The following is a 20,245-nucleotide window of genomic DNA, read 5'->3' as shown; positions in this document are numbered from 1 at the left end:
ACCATGACCAGACGCCGCCTCAATATCGTGCTGATTTATGTGGGTGTGGTGCTGACCTGCGCCATCCTGCTGTTCCCCATCTACTGGCTGGTGGTTACGGCCCTGTCCAAACCCATCGACCTGCGCGTGCTGCCGCCTAATTTCTGGCCCGAAGTGCCGCAATGGCAGGTCTTCGCCAAGGTGCTGGATGACAGGCCGCTGCTGCTCTGGCTGGGCAATTCCACCCTGGCCGCGGCGGGCGCCGTGACGCTCTCCATGTCGGTCTCGATCTTTGCCGGCTATAGCCTCTCGCGTTTCCGCGTGCGCGGCGGGCAGTCGCTGGGCCTCTTCATCCTCACCGCCAAGATGCTGCCGGCCACTTTGCTGGTCATCCCGCTGTTCGGCATTTTCCGCTCGGTCGGGCTGGTCGGTTCGCTCTGGTCGGTCATCCTGGCCCAGGCCACATTGATTGTGCCTTTCACCACCTGGATGCTGAAGGGCTATTTCGACACCATTCCGCGCGAGCTGGAACAGGCGGCCATGGTCGATGGCTGTTCGCCATTGGGGGCTTTGTTCCGCGTCATCCTGCCGGTGGCGACACCGGGCCTGGCCGCGACCTGCCTTTATGGCTTCGTACTGTCCTGGTCGGAATATGCCTATGCGCGCACCTTCCTGACCAGCGCCCAGGGCAATTGGACCGCCAATCTGGGGCTCACCACCATGAAGGGCGAATATGTCTCGGACTGGAACGAGATTTCCGCGGCCGCTATCATGGTCGCGATCCCGGTCCTCCTCATCTACCTTTTCCTCGAACGCTACCTGGTCAGCGGACTGACTGCCGGGGCGGAGAAATAACATGGCCGGAATCCGTATCGAAAATGTCCGTAAATCCTTCGGCGTGCTGGAGGTCCTCAAGGGCTTCTCGCTCGATGTCGCCGATGGCGAATTCGTCGTGCTGGTCGGCCCGTCGGGCTGCGGCAAGTCCACCATGCTGAAAATCCTCGCCGGGCTGGACGATGCCACATCGGGCCAGATCCTGATCGGCGATCGCGAAGTGACCGATGTCGCCCCCGGCGACCGCGACGTGGCCATGGTGTTCCAGAACTACGCGCTCTATCCCCACCTCACCGTGGCCCGCAACATGGGGTTCGGGCTCAAGATGCGCGGCATGGGTCGCGCCGAGATCGACCGCCGCGTGCGCGAGGCCGCCAGAATCCTCGATGTCGAACACCTGCTCGACCGTCGCCCCAAGCAATTGTCGGGCGGCCAGCGGCAGCGGGTCGCCCTGGGCCGCGCCATCGTGCGCGAGCCGCAGGCTTTCCTCATGGACGAACCGCTGAGCAATCTCGATGCCAAGCTGCGCGTGCATATGCGGGCCGAGATCGGCGCTTTGCACAAACGGCTGGGCGTCACCACCATCTATGTGACGCATGACCAGATCGAGGCCATGACCATGGCCGACCGCATCGTCATCATGCGCGACGGCGCCATCCAGCAGATCGCCGATCCCGACACCATGTTCCAGCATCCGGCCAATCTGTTCGTCGCCGGCTTCATCGGCTCGCCGGGCATGAATTTCATGCGCTCCATCGTGACCATGGGGCCAAAAGGTCCGCAACTGCGCCTGTTCGGCCAGGATGTGCCGGTCGATCGCCCCATTGCCGATCTGGCCGGCAAGCCCGTCATCGTCGGCCTGCGCCCCGAGCATTTCGCGGCCGGTCCCGGCCCGGTCAGCTTCACCGTCACGCCGCGCCTGATCGAAAGCCTGGGCAGCGAGAAATATCTCTATATCGAAGTGCCCGAGGAAAACCGGGGCGCCATCGCGGCCACGCGCGGCGAGGACGATCATCGCGGCGATTCCGTCATCGCCCGCATCATGGATGTTGGCGCCATTCCCCCGTCCGAGGCGATCACCCTTTCCTTTGATCCGTCACGCCTCTATCTGTTCGACGCAGAGACACATGTGACGATCGCCGGCTAACCAGGGTAGACCCATGCCAAGACCTGCAGATGGTCCATCCGGGCTGGAAGACCGCGACGTCCCCACCGGCGCCGCGGCGCTGGCCAAGGGCCTGTACCTGCTCGAAGTGATCGGCGATTTCGAGACGCCGCCCCGCTTCAAGGATCTGCAGACGCGCACCGGCCTGTCCAAGGGCACCCTGGCGCGCATGCTCAATACGCTCGTGCTGTTCCGCCTGGTGCGGCACGAGGAAAGCGACGCCACCTATCGGCTCGGCCATCGCCTGTTCGAACTCGCCCATCGCGTCTGGGAGAATTTCGACCTGCGCGGCGCCGCGGCGCCGGTGCTGGACCGGCTGGCCGAGGACATGTCGGAAACCGTCGCCATCTGCTCCATCGATGGCGAGGAAATCCTCTATATCGACCATCGCAGCCGCGGCGGCGCCTTCGGCTTCCGCATCGAGGTCGGCCGTCGCGCGCCATTGCATTGCACGGCCGGCGGCAAGGTCCTGCTCGCCTTCGCCGCTCCGCATGAGCAGCGCGCTCTGCTCGACCGGCTGCAGCTCACCCGCTATTCGGATCGCACCATTACCGACCGCGATGCGCTGGTTGCCGAACTGGCGCTGACCCGCGCCCGCGGCTATGCCGTGTCGATTTCCGAACATGTGCCCGGCGTGTCCTCGGCCGCCGCGCCGATCTTCGATCATACCGGCAAGGCCATCGCCGCCATCAGCGTTCACGGCCCCAGCGAGCGCATGCCGACCGACACCGTCCATATCTGGGGGCGCGACCTCATGGCCGCCGGGCGGCAGGTTTCCGGCAATGTCGGCGCCGCCCCGATGAACATCAATTCCTATGTGCGCACCGATCTGGTCGCCGATCCCGGCGTGCAATGCGTGCTGCCCTGGGGCGCCCATCTGGCCGAAGGCCCGCTCTGGGTGCCCGAGGAAAAGCGCCTCTACTGGGTCGATATCCTCGCCCCCTCCGTCCACCGTTTCGATCCCGCGACCGGCGACAATCGCGAAGTGGTCATGCCGGGCCTGGTCAGCGCGCTGCTGCCGCGCCAGGGCAAGGGCTTTGTCGCGCTGGCGCAGAACGGGGTTTCCGCCTTCGATTTCGAGACCGGCGCGATGTCGCCGCTGGTCAATCCGGAAGCCGATATTGCCGACAACCGCTTCAATGACGGCCGCTGCGACCGGCGCGGCCGGCTCTGGGCCGGCACCATGCCGCTCGACGCCACCAAGCCCGCCGGCTCGCTCTATGTGGTCAATCCCGACCTCACCTGGCGCCGCGCCGATACCGGCTTTTCGGTAGCCAACGGGCTCGACTGGAGTCCCGACGACCGCACTTTCTATTTCGTCGATTCCGCGCCCGGCCGTATCTACGCCTATGATTTCGACATCGATGACGGCGCCATTTCAAATCGCCGGATTTTCGCCGAAGTCCCGGCCGCCAGCGGGCGCCCTGATGGCCTGGCCGTCGATAGCGAAGGCTTTGTCTGGTGCGCCATCTGGGATGGGTGGTGCGTCCGCCGCTATGCCCCCGATGGCAGCATAGACCGCGAAATCCGCGTCCCGGTGCCCCGTCCCACCAGCGTCGCCTTTGGCGGCGATGACCTGAGGACGCTCTATATCACCACGGCCCGCGTGCGCCTGCCATCCCGCGTTCTGGCCGAGGCGCCGTTTTCCGGCGGCCTCTTCGGTATCACCGTGCCCGTTGCCGGCCTGCCGGCCACCAAGTTTCCGGGCTAGCTATCGCGACCCCTCGGTATCCGTCAGCACCAGATGTTCCTCGGTGATCCGGAAGCCGGTACGGGCGAAGGCCCTGACCATCGGCACATTGCTGAAATCGGTATCGGCGCCGACGGCCTCACCGGGTGCATATGCGTTCAGCCGCCAGACCATTTCCGCCAGCAGGTCCGCGCCATAACCATGGCCGCGCTGGCCGGGCACCACGCCGATATAACCGATGGTCGGCATGTCGTAATTGCGCGCCGGGATGATGACGCCGACGAGCGCGCCCGATCGGTCATAGGCCAGTTGCCACCAGTCGCGCGGCGAGGGGAACCAGTAGAGCCCTTCCAGTTGCAGTTCTGCCGCGCGATCGAGGCCATGCTCGGCGACGCTGCGCTGGTCATGCGCGTCGAGACTGCCTGATAGCACCTGGCGCAGCACTGCCAGTATCTCGGCATCGTCGGCCGGACGGAAGTCCAGCCGGTCGTTCCGCTCAGGCAGGCCGTCGCGCTCGGCCGACCAGCGATAGGAATAGCGCTCGACGAACAGTGCCAGATCAACATTCCGCGCCGTCTGCAGCCGCGCCTCGGCCGCCGGCCGCACCGTGGCGTCGTCGCGCCAGCCGGGCGGCAGGAACAGATGATAGTCCGGCTTGCGGCCTTCCTCGTTGCGCATGGTCTGGTGCGCCACGCGCAGCAATTGCGTGCCCAGCTCCACCTGCCTCGGACCTGGCTCGGCCTCCAGCCAGTCCAGCGAATAGGGCCTTTTGTCGTCGGGGCCGGTCCACCAGCAGGCGCGGGCCACCACCACGCCGTCCTCGATCGCCACCCAACTGTGCTCGGGCCGATAGGCATTGGCGGCCAGCAGGGCGACATAGTCGCGCTGGCTTTCCCACAGCTCCGGCTGGCGCGGGAAGGGATAGGACAGGAACAGGTCGGTCTCGCCCGGCTGCAGCGGACGAATGGTCAAGGCGGTCATGACGTCTCCGGCGCGTGTGGCGAGGGAGAATAGCCGCGATCGTGGCCAGCTCAAGATGGTTCGGTTGCCAAGCCGAAATGCGGGCTGGATTGCTTTTCCAGCCAGTCCACGAAGAGCTGCACGTCCGGCGGTGTCTCGGTGCGGTCCCGCCACAGCACATGGAAGCTGGGTCCCGCGACGCGGATTTGCGGCCAGGGTTCGATGAGGTCGCCGCGCGCAAATTGGTCGGCCAGGGTGTGGCGGGGGCAGACCAAGGCCCCGCCGCCCGCCAAGGCCGCCTCCAGCGCCAGGTAGAAATGCGGGAATTCGGAAATGGCGGTGCCGGCGCCGGACAGGCTGGCTGCGGCCAGCCAGCGCTCCAGTTCCCCGCTCCTGGTCTGCGAGGCCAGCAGGCGCAGCTTGAGGATGTCGGCCGGGCGCCAGAGATTGGCCTGGGCGGCCAGCCGCGGCGACAGCGCCATGGTCAGCTGTTCCTCGAAGATTTTTCGCGACGGCATGGCCGCGGGCAGGTCGCGGTCGGTGCGGATCGCCACGTCGAATGGAATTTCCTGCCAGTTCTCACCGGTATCGGTGTGCCGCACCTGCAGGGCGATGGTCTTGTGCTGCTCGGAAAAGTGCCAGCTCCGCGGAATGAGCCAGCGCGTCGCCAGCGTCGATGGCGCGATCACCTGCAAGGGGCGCGCCCGCTGGTCGCCGCGCATCTGCGCGGCCGAACTATCCAGCGTGTCGAGAAGCTGGGCCAGGGTCTGCGCCCAAGTAACGGCGTCGGGCAGGGGGCGCATCTGCTTGCGATTGGCCTCGAACAGGGGCCGGCCCAGCCAGTCTTCGAGCGCCGCAATCTGCTTGCTGATGGCGCCATGCGTCACGAACAGCTCATTGGCGGCCTTTGTAACACTTCCAAGGCGAATTACACTTTCGAAAGCCGTAATAGTCTTTAGAGGCGGTACTTTCCTATTCATCTGTTCCAAAACCTCACAGAAGCCGAATTACATTTCTCTTTTGGCGATTTGGAAAACATATATACTAACCTAAGTCAGTAATTATTACTCGCTCTACTTCAATCGAGCGATGTTATACACCTTAGGTGACATCCATATGACCAAGGCCACCTTGCGTGCTTCTTCTGTGGAAGAGGCGGCGCCGCTCTTCATCAATGGCCGGACCTACCGGCAGCCCGCCCGGCCCGTCGTGGTCATCTGCTTTGACGGCTGCGACCCCGATTATGTCGCGGCGGCGATGCAGGCCGACGTGGCGCCGCATCTGGCGGCCATGATGCAGCACGGCTTCGGCGCCATCGCGCAGGCGGCCATGCCCACCTTCACCAATCCCAACAATGTGGCGATTGCCTGCGGCGCGCCGCCTTCCGTGACCGGGGTTGCCGGCAATTACTATCTGGACCGCGCCACAGGCCGGGAAGTGATGGTGCTCGACGGGCACCAGATGCAGGTCGATACGATCTTCGCCCATTTCGCCCGGGCCGGCGTCCCCGTCGCCGTGGTCACCGCCAAGGACAAGCTGCTCCGCGCCCTGGCGCGCAACATGGATGGCATCGCGCTCTCCGCCGAGTCCCCCGAGGACGCCGTGCCCGTGCTGGGCGATCGCGCTCCCGCTTCCGCCGCCGACAAATATTCTGAAGCCCTATCGCTCTACGTCCTCGATGCCGGCATCAGCCTGCTCGAAGCAAACAGGGCGGACATCATCTACCTGTCGTTGTCTGATTATGTGCAGCACAAGCATGCCCCCGAGGCTCCCGAAGCGCTCGCCTTCATGGCCGAGGTCGACCGGCGGCTGGGGCGCCTCGTGGCGCTCGGCGCCACCGTGGGCATCGTCGCCGATCACGGCATGCATGACATGTCCGGGCCGGACGGCACGCCGCGCGTGCTCTTCGTGCAGGATGTGCTCGAGGCGCGGTTCGGCGCCGGCAGCGTCCGCGTCATCTGCCCGATCACCGATCCCTTCGTGCGCCACCACGCCTCGCTGGGCGGCTTCGTGCGCGTCTATATCAAAGAGGCCACTGTGTCGCCCGAAGCTGTGCGCGATGCGCTGGCCGGCATGGTCGGCGTTTCCTTGGCCCTCTTGGCCGACGAAGCCTGCACGCGCTTCGACATGCCGCTCGAAGGCGAGGCCGATGTGGTCGTCGTCGCGGCGCCCGGCTTCGCTCTCGGCGCCACGCAAGGCGAGCATGACCTGTCGGCCTTGGCCGGACAAAGGCTGCGCTCGCATGGCGGCACCAGCGAGCAGGCCGTGCCCTTCATCCTCTCGCACCCGCTGACCGAGGACTACGCCACACGCGCCCAGGCGGGCCTGCGCAATTTCGACATTTTCGACTTCACCATCAATGGAGTGACGGCATGAGCCCGGCCACCGAAACCGGCGGCATGGGCCGCGTCGTGCTGATGATCTGCGACGGCCACCGCAATGACTTCGTGCGGGCCGATACCTGCCCCAACATATCGGGTTTTGCCGAGCGCTCGCGCCGCTTCGCCAATCACCGCGCCATCTTCCCCTCGGCCACCCGTGCCAGTGCCGCGGCCATCGCCACCGGCTGCTGGCCGGCCAATCATGGCCTGCATGGCAATACGATGGGCCTGCCCGATGGCGAAGGCGTCCGCGTGCATGATGTGGGCGACCCCGCCTTTGTCGGCAAGCTGCGCCATGCCTTCGGCCGCACGCTCAAAGTGCCGACCATGGCCGAACGACTGGCGCCTCATGGCGGCGCGGTGATCGCCTCCAATGTCTCGCCCGGCGCCGCCTATTTCCAGGACCCCGACAATTTCGGCCATGTCGTGCATCGCGCCGGCTCCTTCGGTCCCGGCGGGCGCGTGCTGGGTCCGGATGAAGCGCCGGTCGTCAGCCACGACTTTGCCGGCGACGAAGCCTTGGCCGAATGGTTCGTCAGTGATGTGCTGCTGCAGCGGCGGCCGCGGCTCTCGGTGCTGTGGCTGGCCAATCCCGATCTGGGCATGCATGCCGGCCCGCTCGGCTCGCAGATGCATCTCGATGCCATCGCCTGCGCCGACCGCGCCTTCGCCCGCGTCGAAAGCGCCGTCGAGACAATGCGGGCAGAGGGCGAGGACGTGCTCTTCCTCCTCGGTTCCGACCATGGTCAGGAAACCGTGCGCGAGCGCGTCGCCGTCGCCGCAAGGCTGGTCGCGGCCGGCCTCAAGGAGAGCGCCGACAGCACCGATGTCGTCGTCGCGCCCCAGGGTGGCAGCGGGCTCCTCTATGTCGCGCCCAACGCGCAATCCCGCATTCCCGACATCATCGCGTTCCTGCGCGCCCAGCCCTATATCGCCGAAGTCTTCCATGGCGCGGAAATGCTGCATATCGGCCAGCGCCCGGAAAACGGCCTCGCCATCGCCTTCGCCATGGCCCGCAGCGCCGAGCCCAATCCCTTCGGCGTCCCCGGCCAGATCACCATCTGCGTCAGCGACGAAAAGCCCGGCAAACCGGAAGGCTTCGGCAGCCATGGCGGCCTGGGCGATTTCGAACGCCATCCTTTCCTGATCGCCAATGGGGGCGGTTTTGCTCCCGGCACCGTCGAGCATGGTGTCACACGGCTGATCGATATCGCGCCTACCGTCATGCGCTACCTCGGCCTGCCCCGAGACGGCATGGACGGTCTCGCCCTCCCGCAGTTTTAACCCTCGGAGACTATCCAGATGAAAAAGCGTCTGCTGTCACTCGTCGCCGCCCTGCTGCTTGGTCAGGCCAGTCTGCCGGCCCTGGCCCAGGAATATGGCGGTATCCTGCACCTCAAATGGGGCACGCTCGATACCACCGATTTCCACCGCCACACCGGCACGATCTCGCTGCCGCACCCCTTTGCCGAGACCCTGACCTCGATCTCGTTCGACGGCAGCCCCAAGGGCCTGCTCGCTGAGGACTGGACGGTGTCCGACGATGCGCTGACCTATACGTTCAACCTGCGTCACGGCGTCAAATTCCACAATGGCCGCGAAATGACCGCCGATGACGTGCTCAAGAATTTCGAGCGCATCCGCAATACGGTCGAAGCCGGCTGGCTGACCACCGCCATGGAACAGGTGGAATCCTTCTCCACTCCCGACGACCACACCTTCGTCGTCCAGCTCAAGGCGCCCTTCGGCCCCTTCGTCAATCTCATCGCCGAGGCCTGGATTCTCGCTCCGGAATCGCCGGGCTGGGACAGCAATATCACCCAGCCGATCGGCACCGGCCCCTTCACCTTCGATAGCTGGACCCCGCAGCTCACGCTCAATGGCAGCCGTTTCGAAGACTACTGGATGGAGGGCAAGCCCTATCTCGATGGCGTCGAATTCGACGTCCGCGAAGTGGCCGACGCCACCCTGGCCTTGCGCGCCGGCGACTATCAGGTGGCAGGCGTGCCGCTGTCCAAGGTCGAATCCATCGAGAATGAAGGCTTCGAGATCGCCTTTCAGGGTGGCACGAGCTGGGACTTCATCTCCTTCAACAACCGCAATCCGCGTCCGCCCTTCGACAATGTGAAGGTACGCGAGGCCGTGGCGTGGGCGGTCGATCGCACCCAGTTCAACACCATCATGAACGGCAAATACGGCACGCCGGGCAACCAGCCGGTGGGCGAAGGCAATTTCTTCTTCGATACCGAACTGTCCGCCAACGACCCGCACAATGTCGCCGATTTGGAAAAGGCCAAACAGATGCTGGCCGACGAGGGCATCAACCCGGGCGACTACACGCTCTACATGGTCTCGACCGTGGGCAGCCGCAGCGGTCCGCTGCTGTCGCAGGTGCTGCGCTCGCTCGGCTTCGGCGTCGACATGCGCGAATATGACGATCTGGGCTACCAGCGTGCGCTGTCTGAATTCGACTGGGATATCTATCCCGGCGGCTCGGGCGCCCGTAACGACATCTTCCTGCGCTATGTGCGCCTGATGAGCGATGGCCCCAATCCGGGCCTGTGGGGCGGCATTCAGGATCCTGAGCTCGATGCCCTGATCAACAAGGCCATCTCCACCGCCGACCTCGATGAAAGCCGCGACTTCTATCTCCAGGCCTGGAAGCGCGTGATGGACAATTACTACACGTTCGGCCTCGCCCAGAAGCCGTCCGCCTATGCCATCAGCCCCAAGGTCCACGACATGACCATCGGCTTCAACGCCTCGGCCCATCGCGTCGACGGGGGCCTGGCCTTCGCCTGGATGGACCAGGACTAACAGCACCAACCGGGAGACCCGCCATGACGGCAGAAGCCCTCGCACGGCCAATTCGCACCCGCCTGGCGGGTCTCGATCCGGTGACCATGCTCGCCTGGCTCATCATCACCATCGCCCTCTTCATCGCCCTGGCGGGCCCCTGGCTCGCCACCCATGACCCGATGATGTTCAGCGCCGAGATGAACGAGCAGCCCGGCAACGGGCACCTGCTGGGCACCGACGATGGGGGCCGCGACGTCTTCTCCCGCCTCATGGTGGGCACCGGCCTCAGCCTCTTTTACGGCGCCAGCGCCGCCATGGTCGCCCTGGTGCTGGGCGCGGTGACGGCGCTGATCGCCATGTCCATGGGCAGACCGGTCGAGCTGGCGCTGTTCGCCGTCGTCGACCTGGTTCGCGCCTTGCCGGGCATTCTCTTCGCGCTGGCCTTCATCGTCGCTTTCGAGCCCGGCGCCTTCTCCGTGGTCCTGGCGCTCGGCGTCTCCTTCGCGCCCAACTTCGCCATGATCACCCGCGCCACCTATGAACAGCAGATGGCCCAGCCCTATACGGCGGCGGCCCGCGTGCTGGGCGCCGGCCGCGGCCGCGTCGCGCTGGTCCATGTCCTGCCCAATATCGGCGGGGCGCTGATCACCCAGTTCGCCATCATCCTGCCGCGCTGCATCGTCTCGGAATCGGTGCTGAGTTTCCTGGGCCTCGGCGTCTCGTCCGAACTGCCGAGCTGGGGCCGCATGATTGCTACGGCGACCCCCTATATGGAAGAGGCGCCCCACGCGCTCCTCGCCCCCATTCTCATGCTTTCGGCCGTCACCTTCGCTTTGGCCATTATCGGCAATGCCCAGCGCCAGCGCCTGACCCATACCAGCAAGAGGAGCTCGGCATGAGCCCGCATCATTTCCGGCTGGCCGCCAATATCGGCCTCGACCTGCTGCGCGCCCTCGGCGTGGCCGTCGGCATCGTGGTCTTCACCTTCTTCGTCATCCGCATGATCCCCGGCGACGTGGTGGATGTGCGCGGCATCGAAGGCTCGCTCACCTATTCTCAGCAATCGGTCATGCGTGAGGAACTCGGGCTCAACAAGCCCTGGCTCACCCAGTTCATCGACTGGTCCGGCATGATCCTGTCTGGCGATCTGGGCCAGTCGGCCCGCTTCGCCCGGCCCATTGCCGACCTGCTCGGCGCCGTGCTGCCCTCGACGCTCCTGCTCGGCGCCACCGCACTCGCCATCGGCATTGTCGTCGGTGTCACCGTTTCGGTGCTGGCCGTGCTGTTCCCGCGCTCCATCTTCGCACCGGTGGTGGATTTCATCACCATCTGGTCGATCACCGTGCCGACCTTTTCCATCGGCATCATGTCGCTGATTGTCTTCGCGGTCTGGCTCGGCTGGATACCGGCCATCGGCAATTTCCTGGTCCCCGCTCTGATCCTGGGCCTCGACACCGCAGGCTCCATCGCCAAGGCGCTGCATGAGGATATGCGCGAAGTCCAGGCATCGGAATTCGTCCGTGCCGCCCGCGCCCGCGGCGTCAGCCATGCCCGCATCGTGCTGCGCCACATCCTGCCCAATGCGCTGACCGTCACCATCGCCATTATCGGCCTCATGCTGGCCGGCGTCTTCACCGGCGCCATCACCATGGAAGTGGTATTCGGCTTGCCGGGCCTCGGCACGCTCACGCTGCAGGCCATCAAAGGCCGCGACTATGCGGTGGTACAGGCCATCATCATCTGGCTCGGCGTCACGGTGATCTTCGCCAATTTCGTCGCCGATACCATCCGCAAGCTCATCAACCCCCGCTTGAGGACGATCTGATGACACCTCTGCTCCGCGTCACCGACCTGCGTGTCACCCTCGACACCCGTTCCGGGCCCGTCGAAGCCGTTCGCGGCGTCTCCTTCGCCATCGCCCGGGGCCAGACTCTGGGCCTGGTGGGCGAGTCCGGGTCGGGTAAGTCGCTCACGGCCATGTCCCTGGTCGGGCTGGCCCCGCCCGGCACGATCCTCCAACTGCAAGGCACGGCCCAGTTCGACGGCATCGACCTGCTGGCGCTCGATGAACGCGGAATGCGCGCCTTGCGCGGCAAGCGCATCGGCGTCGTTTTCCAGGACCCGGCCGCGGCGCTCGATCCGCTGATGACCGTAGGCGACCATCTGCGCGAAGCACTGCCGCATGGCCTGCCGCGCGCCGAGGCCGAGGCACGCGTGGCGAAGCTGCTGGACGAGGTCGGCCTTGGTGCCATCCCCCATGTCCAGCGCCGTTATGCGCACGAATTGTCCGGCGGGCAGCAGCAGCGCGTGGTCATCGCCTCGGCCCTGGCCGGCGATCCGGACCTGTTGATTGCCGACGAACCCACCACCGCCCTCGACATGAGCGTCCAGGCCCAGATTCTGCAATTGCTGCATGATCTGCAGCAGGCGCGCGGCATGGCCATGCTGCTCATCACCCACGATCTGGGTGTCGTGTCGAAATATTCGACGCAGGTCGTGGTGCTCAGGCGCGGCGAAATGGTCGAACAGGGACCGACCGCGACCCTGCTCGCCCGGCCCGCCCAGGACTATACGCGCATGCTGCTCGACAGCCGCCCGCGCCTCGAAGCCCTGGCACCCGCCGCCGACACCAGGCGTGACGATATCCTCACCGTCTCCGGCCTCTCTGTCAGCTATCCCGGGCCCCGTGCCTTCAGCCCCCGCATCGTCGCGCTCGATAATATCGACTTCGCGCTGCGCCGGGGCGACGCCCTCGCCGTTGTGGGCGAAAGCGGTAGCGGCAAGAGCACTTTGGGCAAGGCGCTGGTCGGGCTGGTGCCGCCCGATCGCGGCCAGATCCAGTTCGAAGAAAACCCGCTGCGTCCCGCAAGCATGCCGCGGGAAATGCGCCGGAAAATCCAGTATATCTTCCAGGATTCCTACGGCGCGCTCAATCCGCGCCTCAATGTCGAACAGGCGCTGGTCGAACCCTTCGCCATCTATGGCAAGCCCCGCCGCACCTGGCGCGACGAGGCGGTGCGCCTGCTTGAAGAAGTGGATTTGTCGAGCGCCTATCTCGGCCGCTATCCCTGGGAACTCTCGGGCGGCCAGCGCCAGCGGGTCAACATTGCCCGCGCTCTGGCTGTGTCGCCGGACCTGCTGATCTGCGACGAAATCGTCTCGGCGCTCGACGTGTCGGTGCAGGCGCAGGTGCTCGAGCTGCTGGCCCGGCTGCGCCAGACGCGGCGGCTCAGCCTCATCTTCATCAGCCACGACCTGGCCGTGGTCGGCGCGCTCTGCAATCGCACAATGGTCATGCGCAATGCGCAACTGGTCGAGGAAGGCCCGACCGGCGACATCCTCACCGCCCCGGTGCATCCCTATACGCGGACGCTGGTCGAGGCGGCTCGGGCCGTGGAGTTCGCCGGAAAGCCCACGCGGAAAAAGGCCACGCGCGTGGTCGTGGCCTAGTCCGCCAGCGCGCGCAAGGCCAGGGCGACCCACCAGCGCGCGCCTGTGGTCAGGATGCGGTCATTGAAATCGAAGCGCGCGCTGTGCAGCACGCGGCCGTCATTGGTCGAACCGGCGCCCAGCCACAGATAGGCGCCGGGCCGCTGCTGCAGCATGAAGGCGAAATCCTCCGAGGCCATGGAGGGATGCGGCGGCTCGATGGCGTTGTCGTCGCCCGCCACATCGGCCGCAGCGGCCATGGCGATGCCGACCTCGCGGGCGGTGTTGATCGTCGCCGGATAGCGCGGCTGGTAGTGCAACTTGGCGCTGATGCCGAAACTGTCCGCCACACCAGCCACCACGGCCGCCATCCGCTCGCGGATGAGCTGCTGGACTTCGGCATCGAGATGGCGCGTACAGCCTCGCAGCACAGCGTCTGCCGGCAGCACGTTCCAGCTATCGCCGCCATGGATCTGGGTGACCGAAACCACCGCCGTCTGCAGCGGATCGACCGATCGCGCCACGATCGATTGCAACTGGCTCTGGATATGGGCGGCGGCCAGCAGCACGTCCTGCCCCATATGCGGCATGGCGGCATGGGCGCCCCGGCCGGCGAGGGTGATTTCGAATGTATCGAAGGCCGCCATCTGCGCGCCGACCCGTCCGGCGAACTGCCCTTCGGGCAGGCCCGGCCAGTTGTGCAGGCCATAGACTTCACGCATCGGAAAGGTTTCAAACAGCCCATCCCGCAGCATGGCCGCGGCGCCGGCCTCGCCCTCTTCGGCCGGCTGGAAGATGAAATTGATCGTGCCGGAAAACTGGCCATGCTCGGCAAACCACCGCGCCGCTGCCAGCAGCATGACCACATGGCCGTCATGGCCGCAGGCATGCATGCAGCCGGCATTAAGCGAGGCATAGGGCAGACCGGTCTGCTGCTCCACCGGCAATGCATCCATATCGGCCCGCAAGCCGATCGAAGGTCCTTCCCCGCGCGTGATGCTGGCCACCACGCCCGTGCCGCCCAGCCCGCGATGCGGCGCATAGCCGAACCGCGTCAACTGCTCGGCGATGAAGTCGGCCGTCCAGTGCTCCTGATAGGCCAGTTCCGGATGCTGATGCAGAAGATGGCGCCAGTCGATCAGTTCGCCTTCGATGGTCTGGAAATAGTCGGCGGGGGACATGGGCTGCTCCATATGCGCCCCGGCAGTGCCGGGGCGTCCAATCAGTCAGGCGGAACGATCAGGGCACGTCATCGACCGAGGCCGGCAGTTCGGGCAGCTCGCCACCCAGCCAGGTCTCGTAGAGCTTGGCCAGGGCGCCATCTTCCAGCGTCTCGGCAATCACTTCGTTGAGGCGGTCGCGCAGAGCGGGGCTGTCCTTGCTGACGCCGATGCCGGCATAGGTGCTGGCCATGACGAACTTGATTTCGAGGTTGCGATCCGGGTTCTGCTCGGCAATGGCGCGGGCGATCAACTCGCCGGTCGGCACCATGTCCACCTGGCCGGTGGCCAGGGCCACGGCGGAGGTCGCATCGTCATCGAAGCGCATGATATTGGTGCCGGCAGGCGCGGCATTGGTGACCAGCGGGTCCATCATCGTGCCGCGCGTCACGCCGACCCGATAGGCGCCGATCTCGTCGGCCGAGCTGACCGCGATGTCTTCGGGCGCCAGCATCACGGTCTGGAACACCAGATAGGGGCGGGTGAAGTCGATCGCCTCGCGGCGCTCCGGGGTGATGCCGATCGTGGCGACCACAGCATCGACCCGGTTGGACAGCAGGTAGGGCACGCGGTTGGCGCCGGTCAGCACGACCAGTTCCAGCTCGACCCCAAGCCGCTCGGCCAGCAGCTTGGCCACGTCGATGTCGTAGCCGATGGGCTCGTTATTGTCGCCGATGGCGCTATAGGGCGGCACGTCGTTCTGCACGCCGATGATGATCTTGTTGCGCGCCATGACCTCGTCGAGATCGGCGGCGAAGCCGGGTGTGGCGAGGCCTGCAAAAGCGGCGGCCAGTCCCAATGCGGCGATAGTCTTGAACATGGAGGGTCTCCCTTTGGTTATGTTTTGCTTGTCGTCAGGCAATGACCGAGGCGAGGAACCGCTGGAGTTCCGGCGTCTGCGGGTTGCCGATAATGTCGTCGGCCGGGCCGATTTCGTGGATACGCCCTTCATGCATGAAGGCCACCCGGTTGGCGGCCTTGCGGGCAAAGGCGATTTCGTGGGTCACCAGCACCATGGTGAGCCCTTCGCCCGCCAGGTCGCCGAGTACTTTGAGCACTTCGCCCACCAGTTCGGGGTCGAGCGCCGCCGTCACTTCGTCGAGCAGCAGGATTTCGGGCCGCACCGCCAGAGCGCGGGCGATGGCGACGCGCTGCTGCTGGCCGCCGGACAGGTCGCGCGGATAGGCATTGTGCTTGTCCGAGAGGCCGACGCGCCCCAGCATTTCATGGGCGATGTCGAGGCTGGCCTTGCGCTCCAGCTTGCCGACGATGCGCGGCGCCAGGGCCACATTGTCCTGGGCGCTGAGATGGGGGAACAGGTTATAGCTCTGGAACACCATGGCCACGCGCTTGCGCAACTGGCGCAGCGATCGCTTGTCATAGCTCACGGCTTGGCCATCGACGCGCAGCGCCCCGCCATTGATCTGTTCGAGCCCGTTGAGGCACCGCAGCAGCGTGCTCTTGCCCGAGCCGCTGCGGCCGATAATGGCCAGCACTTCGCCTGCCTCGATCGACAGCGAGACATCCTTGATGACCTGGTGGGTCCCGTAGGATTTGGAAAGGTGGTCGATTTCGATCAGTGACATCGCGACTCGCTAGAGTTTGACCTGTTCAAGGCGCTTGCTGAGGAATGACAGGGGCAGGTTGATCGCCAGATAGATCAGGGCGACCAGACCGAAGACCGTGAAGCTGTCGAAGGTGGAGCCGTTGACCACCTGGCCGGCGCGCATCAGCTCGACATAGCCCACCATGGAGGCAACGGAGGTGCCTTTGACCAGTTGCACGATGAAGCCGATCGTGGCCGGCATGGAAATGCGGATGGCCTGCGGCAGGATGGCGTAGCGCAGCCGCTCCAGCGCGGTGAAGCCCAGCGCATCGGCGGCTTCCCATTGCTGGGCCGGAATGGCCTGGATGGCGCCGCGCCAGATTTCGCCGAGAAAGGCCCCGGCAAACAGCGACAGGCCGATCGAGCAGGCCATGAGCGGGGAGACATTCACCCCGCCCCCGGCAATGCCGAAATAGACCATGAAGATCACCACGACCAGCGGCACACCCTGAAAGACGCGCACCAGCGAGCCGGCGGCGACGCGCAGGATGGCATTGGGCGATTGCCTGAGAATGGCCAGCACCAGGCCCAGGATCGAGCCGAAGAACAGCGCGATGGCGGTCAGCAGGATGGTCCAGCCGGCGGCGCCGAGGATGAACCAGACATGGTTGAGGGTAAATTCGCGGATCACAGAATGCCCCTCCTCGCTAGGTCGACCTTGGCCCAGTCGCCGGTAACGGCGCGGGTCAGCAGGGCGAACACGCCGGCAAATGCCGCCGAGATGGTGAAGTAGATCACCGCAATGGCCACATAGACCTCGAACGGGCGGAAGCTGCTCGAAGCCAGGTTGCTCGCCTCATAGGTCAGTTCGGGAATGGCGATGGCCGAGAGCAGGCTAGTATTGAGCATGATGATGATGAACTGCCCGCTCAGCGCCGGCAGCGTGGCGCGCAGCATCGGTCGGGCGATGACGTAGCGGAACATCTGGATAGCCGAAAAGCTCATCGACTCGCCCGCTTCGATCAGGCCGCGCGGCACGCCCATCAACCCCGATCGCAGGATTTCCACGGTATAGGCCAGCGAATTGAAGGTCACGATGATGATCGCCGCCGTGACCGGGCTCATGCTGAAGCCCAGCCTGGCCAGGCCGAAATAGAGGAAGAAAGCCTGCACCAGGAAGGGCGTGTTGCGGACGATCTCGACAAAGACCGCGGTGGGTCGCGAGACCGCCTTGCCATAGGCCAGGCGCCCGACGATCAGCAGCATGGCCAGCGCCAGCCCGGCGGCATAGCCGGCCACCGCATAGAGGATTGTCTTGAGCGCTCCGCTGAGGAGCAAGGGCAAACCGGCCCAGACCGCTTCGAAATGCACGCGCCGGCCTCCCCGCTTCGTGTCGCAATACTCTCCTTGACGAAACTGTCACCGTCAAGCAAAAAGATTATAGCTGCAATGTTTAAGGTAGAGCGATGCGGAACGAACTTGCCCCCGGATATTACGTGGTCACTGCGGGAGGCTCGGGGATCGGGCTCGCCGTCGCCCAGGAAATTGCAGCGCGTGGCGGCACGCCGGTTGTCGTCGATCCCGGCCTGAAAGCCGATCAGGTGCCCGGCGATTGGCTGGCCTATGCCGCCGATGCGGCCGACCCGGCCGCGCTTTCCGGCATTGTCGCCGATATGGCGGGCACAGGCAGGCCGGTGCTCGGCCTGGTCAATAATGCCGGGATTGCCGGGCCGACGGCCCTGCTGGAAGATACTGTCCTGCCCGATTGGGAGCGCGTCGTCCGGGTCAATCTGCTCGCGGCAGTCAACTGCCTGCAGAACATTATACCTATAATGAAAAAGCAGCGGCAGGGCGCCGTGGTCATGATGAGCTCGGCCGCCACCACCAATGGCTTCCCGTTGCGCGCCCCCTATGTCGCGACCAAGGCGGCGCTCGAGGCCCTGTCGGACACCATGGCCATGGAGCTGGGCCCCTGGGGCATTCGCTGCAATACCGTGCTGCCCGGCATCGTGGCGGGCGACCGGGTCGAGGCCATCATTGCCAGTCAGGCAGCGCATCGCGGCCTCGCGCTCGAAGCCGCCCGCCAGGAATTCACCAGCCGCACCTCGATGAAGACCATGGTCGAGGGATCAGACATTGCCGAGGCCGTCTGCTTCCTGCTGTCCGACCAGGCCCGTTTCGTCAGCGGCCAGCAGCTCGGCGTCTGCGGCAATTTCGAAGGCTATTCCAGCGAAATGATCACCCACCTGTCCAAGGAGGCCGTCCGTGCTTAACTTCAACAAGGCCATCATCACCTGCGCGGTGACCGGTTCGGTCCATACCCCGACCATGTCGCCCCATCTGCCGATCTCGCCGGACGAGATTGCCGAAGCCGCCATCGGCGCGGCCGAGGCCGGCGCGGCGGTGGTGCATCTGCATGCCCGCCTCCCCGATGGCCGCCCCACTGCCGACCCCAAAGTGTTCGAGCAGTTCGTGCCCCGCATTCGCGAGGCCACCAATGCGGTCATCAATATTTCCACCGGCGGCGCGCCGGGCATGACCATGGATGAGCGGCTGGCCGCCGCGCGGGCGCTGCGCCCCGAACTGGTCTCGCTCAACATGGGCTCGATCAATTTCGGCTTTCACCAGATGGCGGCGCGCTACAGCGAGTGGAAGCATGACTGGGAGAAGGAATTCCTGCTCTCGTCGCGCGAGAAATATTCGGTCAATTCCTTTGCCGTGCTCGAATCCATCGTCGGCGAGCTGGGCGCCAATGGCACGTCATTCGAATTCGAATGCTACGACATCGGCCACCTCTACAATCTCAAATATCTGGAGGATATCGGCGTCGCCAAGGGCCCGTTCATGATCCAGTTCATCTTCGGCTTCATGGGCGGCATCGGCGTGCATCCCAGCCATCTCGAGCATTTTTACGAGACGGCCGAGCGCCTGTTCGGCGACCGCTACTACATGTCGGTTCTCGCCGCCGGGAAGCAGCAGATGCGCTTCGGCGTCATGTCGGCCAGCCGTGGCGGTGGCGTGCGGGTGGGGCTCGAGGATTCGCTCTATATTGCGCCGCGCCAACTGGCCAGGACCAATGCCGAGCAGGTCACGCTGATCCGCGAAGTGCTGGAAAAGCTGCATATTCCGGTGGCCACGCCGGACGAGGCGCGCGCTGCCCTGGCATTGCGCGGGCGGACATAGTGAGCGGCGGCGAAGGCCGGGTCTGGACGAGCGAAGCGCGCCTGCGCTTCGCCGATCTCGATGGCCTGGGCCATGTCAACAGCCTGAGCCTGGCGGCACTGGTCGAGGATGGGCGCATGCGCATTATCCTCGATATGCCGATGACCCCGCTCAGCGAGTTCATGCTGGTGTCATTCAGCATGCAATATCTGGCGCCGGCCGGCATCGAGCCCGATGTCACGGTGACCACCACACTGACGCGGGTCGGGCGGTCGAGCTTTACCCTGTCGCACACGCTCGAACAGGCAAACACTTGCCTTGCGCGAGCCGAGTCTGTTGTGGTCCATGTGGATAAAAAGGCCCGCAAGAGCCTGCCATTGAGCGAGGAGCAGTTGCAATTTCTACAGTGACCAGGGGACAAGCCGGGGCCGAACCGGCGCGCAAGCGCGCCAGCCAGGCCCGCAGCCTGATGACCAAGCAGGCGCTGATCACCGCCACGATCGAGTGCCTGTGGGAGCGCGGCTATGCTGGCGCGACCATTGCCGAAATCTCGCGCAAGGCCGATGTCACCCATGGCGCGCATCTGCACCATTTCGGTACGCGCGAAGAGCTGATCGCGGCGGCGGTCGATGCCTTGTTCCAGCGCATGATCGGCGAATTCGAGCTGCGCTTTTCCAAGCTCCCCAGCGATATCGCGGCGCGCACCGAAGCGGCGTTGGACCATTTTCGTGACCTGGCCATCGGCCAGTTGTTCGGCGTGGTCGGCGAATTGCTGAATGCCGCCCGCACCAATGAAAGCATGGCCGCGCAGATGCGCGGCTATGGCGCCTCCCAGCGCATGCAGCAGCGGCAGATGTATATCAAGATATTCGGGGCGGCCGCCGTGGAGGACCCGCAGGTCTTCTACTGGCTCGACACCACCTTTGCCGTCTATCTGCGCGGCCTGTCCGTGCTGCAGGCCACGCGCACGCCCAAGGAAATCGAGGAACAGTGGCAGCGCTGGAAGCAATTCGTCCTGCCCCAGATCACCGCCCGCCTGACCCTGATCGGCGCGGATATGCCATCGGGATAAACGGCGGA

Annotated in this window: 20 protein-coding genes; 13 read left to right on the top strand and 7 right to left on the bottom strand. The window is 65.2% G+C overall.

Annotation, left to right across the window (positions count from 1 at the left end; genetic code table 11):
• Positions 1 to 3 precede the first annotated feature (3 nt).
• The 3 genes from FPZ08_RS14960 to FPZ08_RS14950 are packed head-to-tail and all read left to right on the top strand — an operon-like array spanning position 4 to position 3,689.
• A complete protein-coding gene (locus FPZ08_RS14960; RefSeq protein ID WP_146290747.1) occupies positions 4 to 834 on the top strand; it encodes a carbohydrate ABC transporter permease in 831 nt (276 codons plus the stop codon).
• A gap of 1 nt (position 835) precedes the next feature.
• Positions 836 to 1,960, top strand: coding sequence for an ABC transporter ATP-binding protein (locus FPZ08_RS14955; RefSeq protein WP_146290746.1), 1,125 nt, complete (start codon positions 836 to 838; stop codon positions 1,958 to 1,960).
• Between the two features lie 13 nt (positions 1,961 to 1,973).
• Complete coding sequence (locus tag FPZ08_RS14950; RefSeq protein WP_146290745.1) at positions 1,974 to 3,689, top strand: SMP-30/gluconolactonase/LRE family protein; 1,716 nt, start codon at positions 1,974 to 1,976, stop codon at positions 3,687 to 3,689.
• Here the strand turns inward: FPZ08_RS14950 and FPZ08_RS14945 are convergent, their stop codons facing one another.
• Positions 3,690 to 4,649 (bottom strand): GNAT family N-acetyltransferase, encoded by a 960-nt coding sequence (locus FPZ08_RS14945; RefSeq protein WP_146290744.1) that lies wholly within the window; start codon positions 4,647 to 4,649, stop codon positions 3,690 to 3,692. It abuts the gene before it with no gap.
• 50 nt (positions 4,650 to 4,699) lie between these two features.
• A complete protein-coding gene (locus FPZ08_RS14940; protein WP_146290743.1) occupies positions 4,700 to 5,608 on the bottom strand; it encodes a LysR substrate-binding domain-containing protein in 909 nt (302 codons plus the stop codon).
• Between the two features lie 136 nt (positions 5,609 to 5,744).
• On the opposite strand from FPZ08_RS14940, the gene phnA reads away from it, so the two are divergent.
• The 6 genes from phnA to FPZ08_RS14910 are packed head-to-tail and all read left to right on the top strand — an operon-like array spanning position 5,745 to position 13,258.
• Complete coding sequence (gene phnA, locus FPZ08_RS14935; protein ID WP_146290742.1) at positions 5,745 to 7,004, top strand: phosphonoacetate hydrolase; 1,260 nt, start codon at positions 5,745 to 5,747, stop codon at positions 7,002 to 7,004.
• Positions 7,001 to 8,293, top strand: coding sequence for an alkaline phosphatase family protein (locus tag FPZ08_RS14930; protein ID WP_210246813.1), 1,293 nt, complete (start codon positions 7,001 to 7,003; stop codon positions 8,291 to 8,293). Before phnA ends, FPZ08_RS14930 begins: the two co-directional genes overlap by 4 nt.
• Positions 8,294 to 8,311: 18 nt before the next feature.
• Positions 8,312 to 9,826 (top strand): ABC transporter substrate-binding protein, encoded by a 1,515-nt coding sequence (locus FPZ08_RS14925; RefSeq protein ID WP_146290741.1) that lies wholly within the window; start codon positions 8,312 to 8,314, stop codon positions 9,824 to 9,826.
• Positions 9,827 to 9,849: 23 nt separating this feature from the next.
• Positions 9,850 to 10,707, top strand: coding sequence for an ABC transporter permease (locus FPZ08_RS14920; RefSeq protein ID WP_210246812.1), 858 nt, complete (start codon positions 9,850 to 9,852; stop codon positions 10,705 to 10,707).
• On the top strand, positions 10,704 to 11,633 hold the full coding sequence (locus FPZ08_RS14915) for an ABC transporter permease (protein WP_146290740.1): 930 nt from the start codon (positions 10,704 to 10,706) through the stop codon (positions 11,631 to 11,633). The genes FPZ08_RS14920 and FPZ08_RS14915 overlap by 4 nt, the downstream gene beginning before the upstream one ends.
• Positions 11,633 to 13,258: a dipeptide ABC transporter ATP-binding protein gene (locus FPZ08_RS14910; protein WP_210246811.1), complete on the top strand. Its 1,626-nt coding sequence runs from the start codon at positions 11,633 to 11,635 to the stop codon at positions 13,256 to 13,258. The genes FPZ08_RS14915 and FPZ08_RS14910 overlap by 1 nt, the downstream gene beginning before the upstream one ends.
• Here the strand turns inward: FPZ08_RS14910 and FPZ08_RS14905 are convergent.
• From FPZ08_RS14905 to FPZ08_RS14885, 5 genes are read right to left on the bottom strand one after another with little or no spacing between them, the layout of a single operon-like run.
• Positions 13,255 to 14,418, bottom strand: a complete 1,164-nt coding sequence (locus FPZ08_RS14905) for a M20 aminoacylase family protein (RefSeq protein ID WP_146290738.1) — start codon at positions 14,416 to 14,418, stop codon at positions 13,255 to 13,257. The two genes, FPZ08_RS14910 and FPZ08_RS14905, sit on opposite strands and share 4 nt — an antisense overlap.
• Before the next feature lie 58 nt (positions 14,419 to 14,476).
• Positions 14,477 to 15,277 carry a transporter substrate-binding domain-containing protein gene (locus tag FPZ08_RS14900; protein WP_186767023.1) on the bottom strand — a complete coding sequence of 267 codons (801 nt, stop codon included), beginning with the start codon at positions 15,275 to 15,277 and terminating at the stop codon, positions 14,477 to 14,479.
• Between the two features lie 34 nt (positions 15,278 to 15,311).
• Positions 15,312 to 16,043 carry an amino acid ABC transporter ATP-binding protein gene (locus tag FPZ08_RS14895; protein ID WP_246132674.1) on the bottom strand — a complete coding sequence of 244 codons (732 nt, stop codon included), beginning with the start codon at positions 16,041 to 16,043 and terminating at the stop codon, positions 15,312 to 15,314.
• Positions 16,044 to 16,052: 9 nt separating this feature from the next.
• Positions 16,053 to 16,694 carry an amino acid ABC transporter permease gene (locus FPZ08_RS14890; RefSeq protein WP_246132673.1) on the bottom strand — a complete coding sequence of 214 codons (642 nt, stop codon included), beginning with the start codon at positions 16,692 to 16,694 and terminating at the stop codon, positions 16,053 to 16,055.
• A complete protein-coding gene (locus tag FPZ08_RS14885) occupies positions 16,691 to 17,374 on the bottom strand; it encodes an amino acid ABC transporter permease (RefSeq protein ID WP_146290736.1) in 684 nt (227 codons plus the stop codon). The genes FPZ08_RS14890 and FPZ08_RS14885 overlap by 4 nt, the downstream gene beginning before the upstream one ends.
• Before the next feature lie 95 nt (positions 17,375 to 17,469).
• Between FPZ08_RS14885 and FPZ08_RS14880 the strand changes: the two genes are divergently transcribed.
• Genes FPZ08_RS14880 through FPZ08_RS14865 form a run of 4 tightly spaced genes read left to right on the top strand, consistent with a single transcriptional unit; the run spans position 17,470 to position 20,237 of the window.
• Positions 17,470 to 18,276: an SDR family oxidoreductase gene (locus tag FPZ08_RS14880; RefSeq protein ID WP_146290735.1), complete on the top strand. Its 807-nt coding sequence runs from the start codon at positions 17,470 to 17,472 to the stop codon at positions 18,274 to 18,276.
• 55 nt (positions 18,277 to 18,331) lie between these two features.
• A complete protein-coding gene (locus FPZ08_RS14875; protein ID WP_246132916.1) occupies positions 18,332 to 19,186 on the top strand; it encodes a beta-keto acid cleavage family enzyme in 855 nt (284 codons plus the stop codon).
• On the top strand, positions 19,186 to 19,575 hold the full coding sequence (locus FPZ08_RS14870) for an acyl-CoA thioesterase (protein WP_146290733.1): 390 nt from the start codon (positions 19,186 to 19,188) through the stop codon (positions 19,573 to 19,575). Before FPZ08_RS14875 ends, FPZ08_RS14870 begins: the two co-directional genes overlap by 1 nt.
• Positions 19,572 to 20,237, top strand: a complete 666-nt coding sequence (locus FPZ08_RS14865; RefSeq protein WP_146290732.1) for a TetR/AcrR family transcriptional regulator — start codon at positions 19,572 to 19,574, stop codon at positions 20,235 to 20,237. Before FPZ08_RS14870 ends, FPZ08_RS14865 begins: the two co-directional genes overlap by 4 nt.
• Positions 20,238 to 20,245 lie beyond the last annotated feature (8 nt).

The organism is Devosia ginsengisoli (assembly GCF_007859655.1).
Lineage (GTDB): Bacteria > Pseudomonadota > Alphaproteobacteria > Rhizobiales > Devosiaceae > Devosia > Devosia ginsengisoli.
Note: the sequence above shows the minus strand (reverse complement) of the source record. Positions and strands in the feature narration are given on the sequence as shown.

Coding starts and splice junctions, on each gene's coding strand:
- FPZ08_RS14905 (WP_146290738.1), bottom strand. CDS start 14,418: ATGTCCCCCGCCGACTATTTCCAGACCATCGAAGGCGAACTGATCGAC.
- FPZ08_RS14930 (WP_210246813.1), top strand. CDS start 7,001: ATGAGCCCGGCCACCGAAACCGGCGGCATGGGCCGCGTCGTGCTGATG.
- FPZ08_RS14955 (WP_146290746.1), top strand. CDS start 836: ATGGCCGGAATCCGTATCGAAAATGTCCGTAAATCCTTCGGCGTGCTG.
- FPZ08_RS14915 (WP_146290740.1), top strand. CDS start 10,704: ATGAGCCCGCATCATTTCCGGCTGGCCGCCAATATCGGCCTCGACCTG.
- FPZ08_RS14880 (WP_146290735.1), top strand. CDS start 17,470: ATGCGGAACGAACTTGCCCCCGGATATTACGTGGTCACTGCGGGAGGC.
- FPZ08_RS14960 (WP_146290747.1), top strand. CDS start 4: ATGACCAGACGCCGCCTCAATATCGTGCTGATTTATGTGGGTGTGGTG.
- FPZ08_RS14940 (WP_146290743.1), bottom strand. CDS start 5,608: ATGAATAGGAAAGTACCGCCTCTAAAGACTATTACGGCTTTCGAAAGT.
- FPZ08_RS14875 (WP_246132916.1), top strand. CDS start 18,332: ATGTCGCCCCATCTGCCGATCTCGCCGGACGAGATTGCCGAAGCCGCC.
- FPZ08_RS14900 (WP_186767023.1), bottom strand. CDS start 15,277: ATGTTCAAGACTATCGCCGCATTGGGACTGGCCGCCGCTTTTGCAGGC.
- phnA (WP_146290742.1), top strand. CDS start 5,745: ATGACCAAGGCCACCTTGCGTGCTTCTTCTGTGGAAGAGGCGGCGCCG.
- FPZ08_RS14920 (WP_210246812.1), top strand. CDS start 9,850: ATGACGGCAGAAGCCCTCGCACGGCCAATTCGCACCCGCCTGGCGGGT.
- FPZ08_RS14950 (WP_146290745.1), top strand. CDS start 1,974: ATGCCAAGACCTGCAGATGGTCCATCCGGGCTGGAAGACCGCGACGTC.
- FPZ08_RS14925 (WP_146290741.1), top strand. CDS start 8,312: ATGAAAAAGCGTCTGCTGTCACTCGTCGCCGCCCTGCTGCTTGGTCAG.
- FPZ08_RS14945 (WP_146290744.1), bottom strand. CDS start 4,649: ATGACCGCCTTGACCATTCGTCCGCTGCAGCCGGGCGAGACCGACCTG.
- FPZ08_RS14910 (WP_210246811.1), top strand. CDS start 11,633: ATGACACCTCTGCTCCGCGTCACCGACCTGCGTGTCACCCTCGACACC.
- FPZ08_RS14895 (WP_246132674.1), bottom strand. CDS start 16,043: ATGTCACTGATCGAAATCGACCACCTTTCCAAATCCTACGGGACCCAC.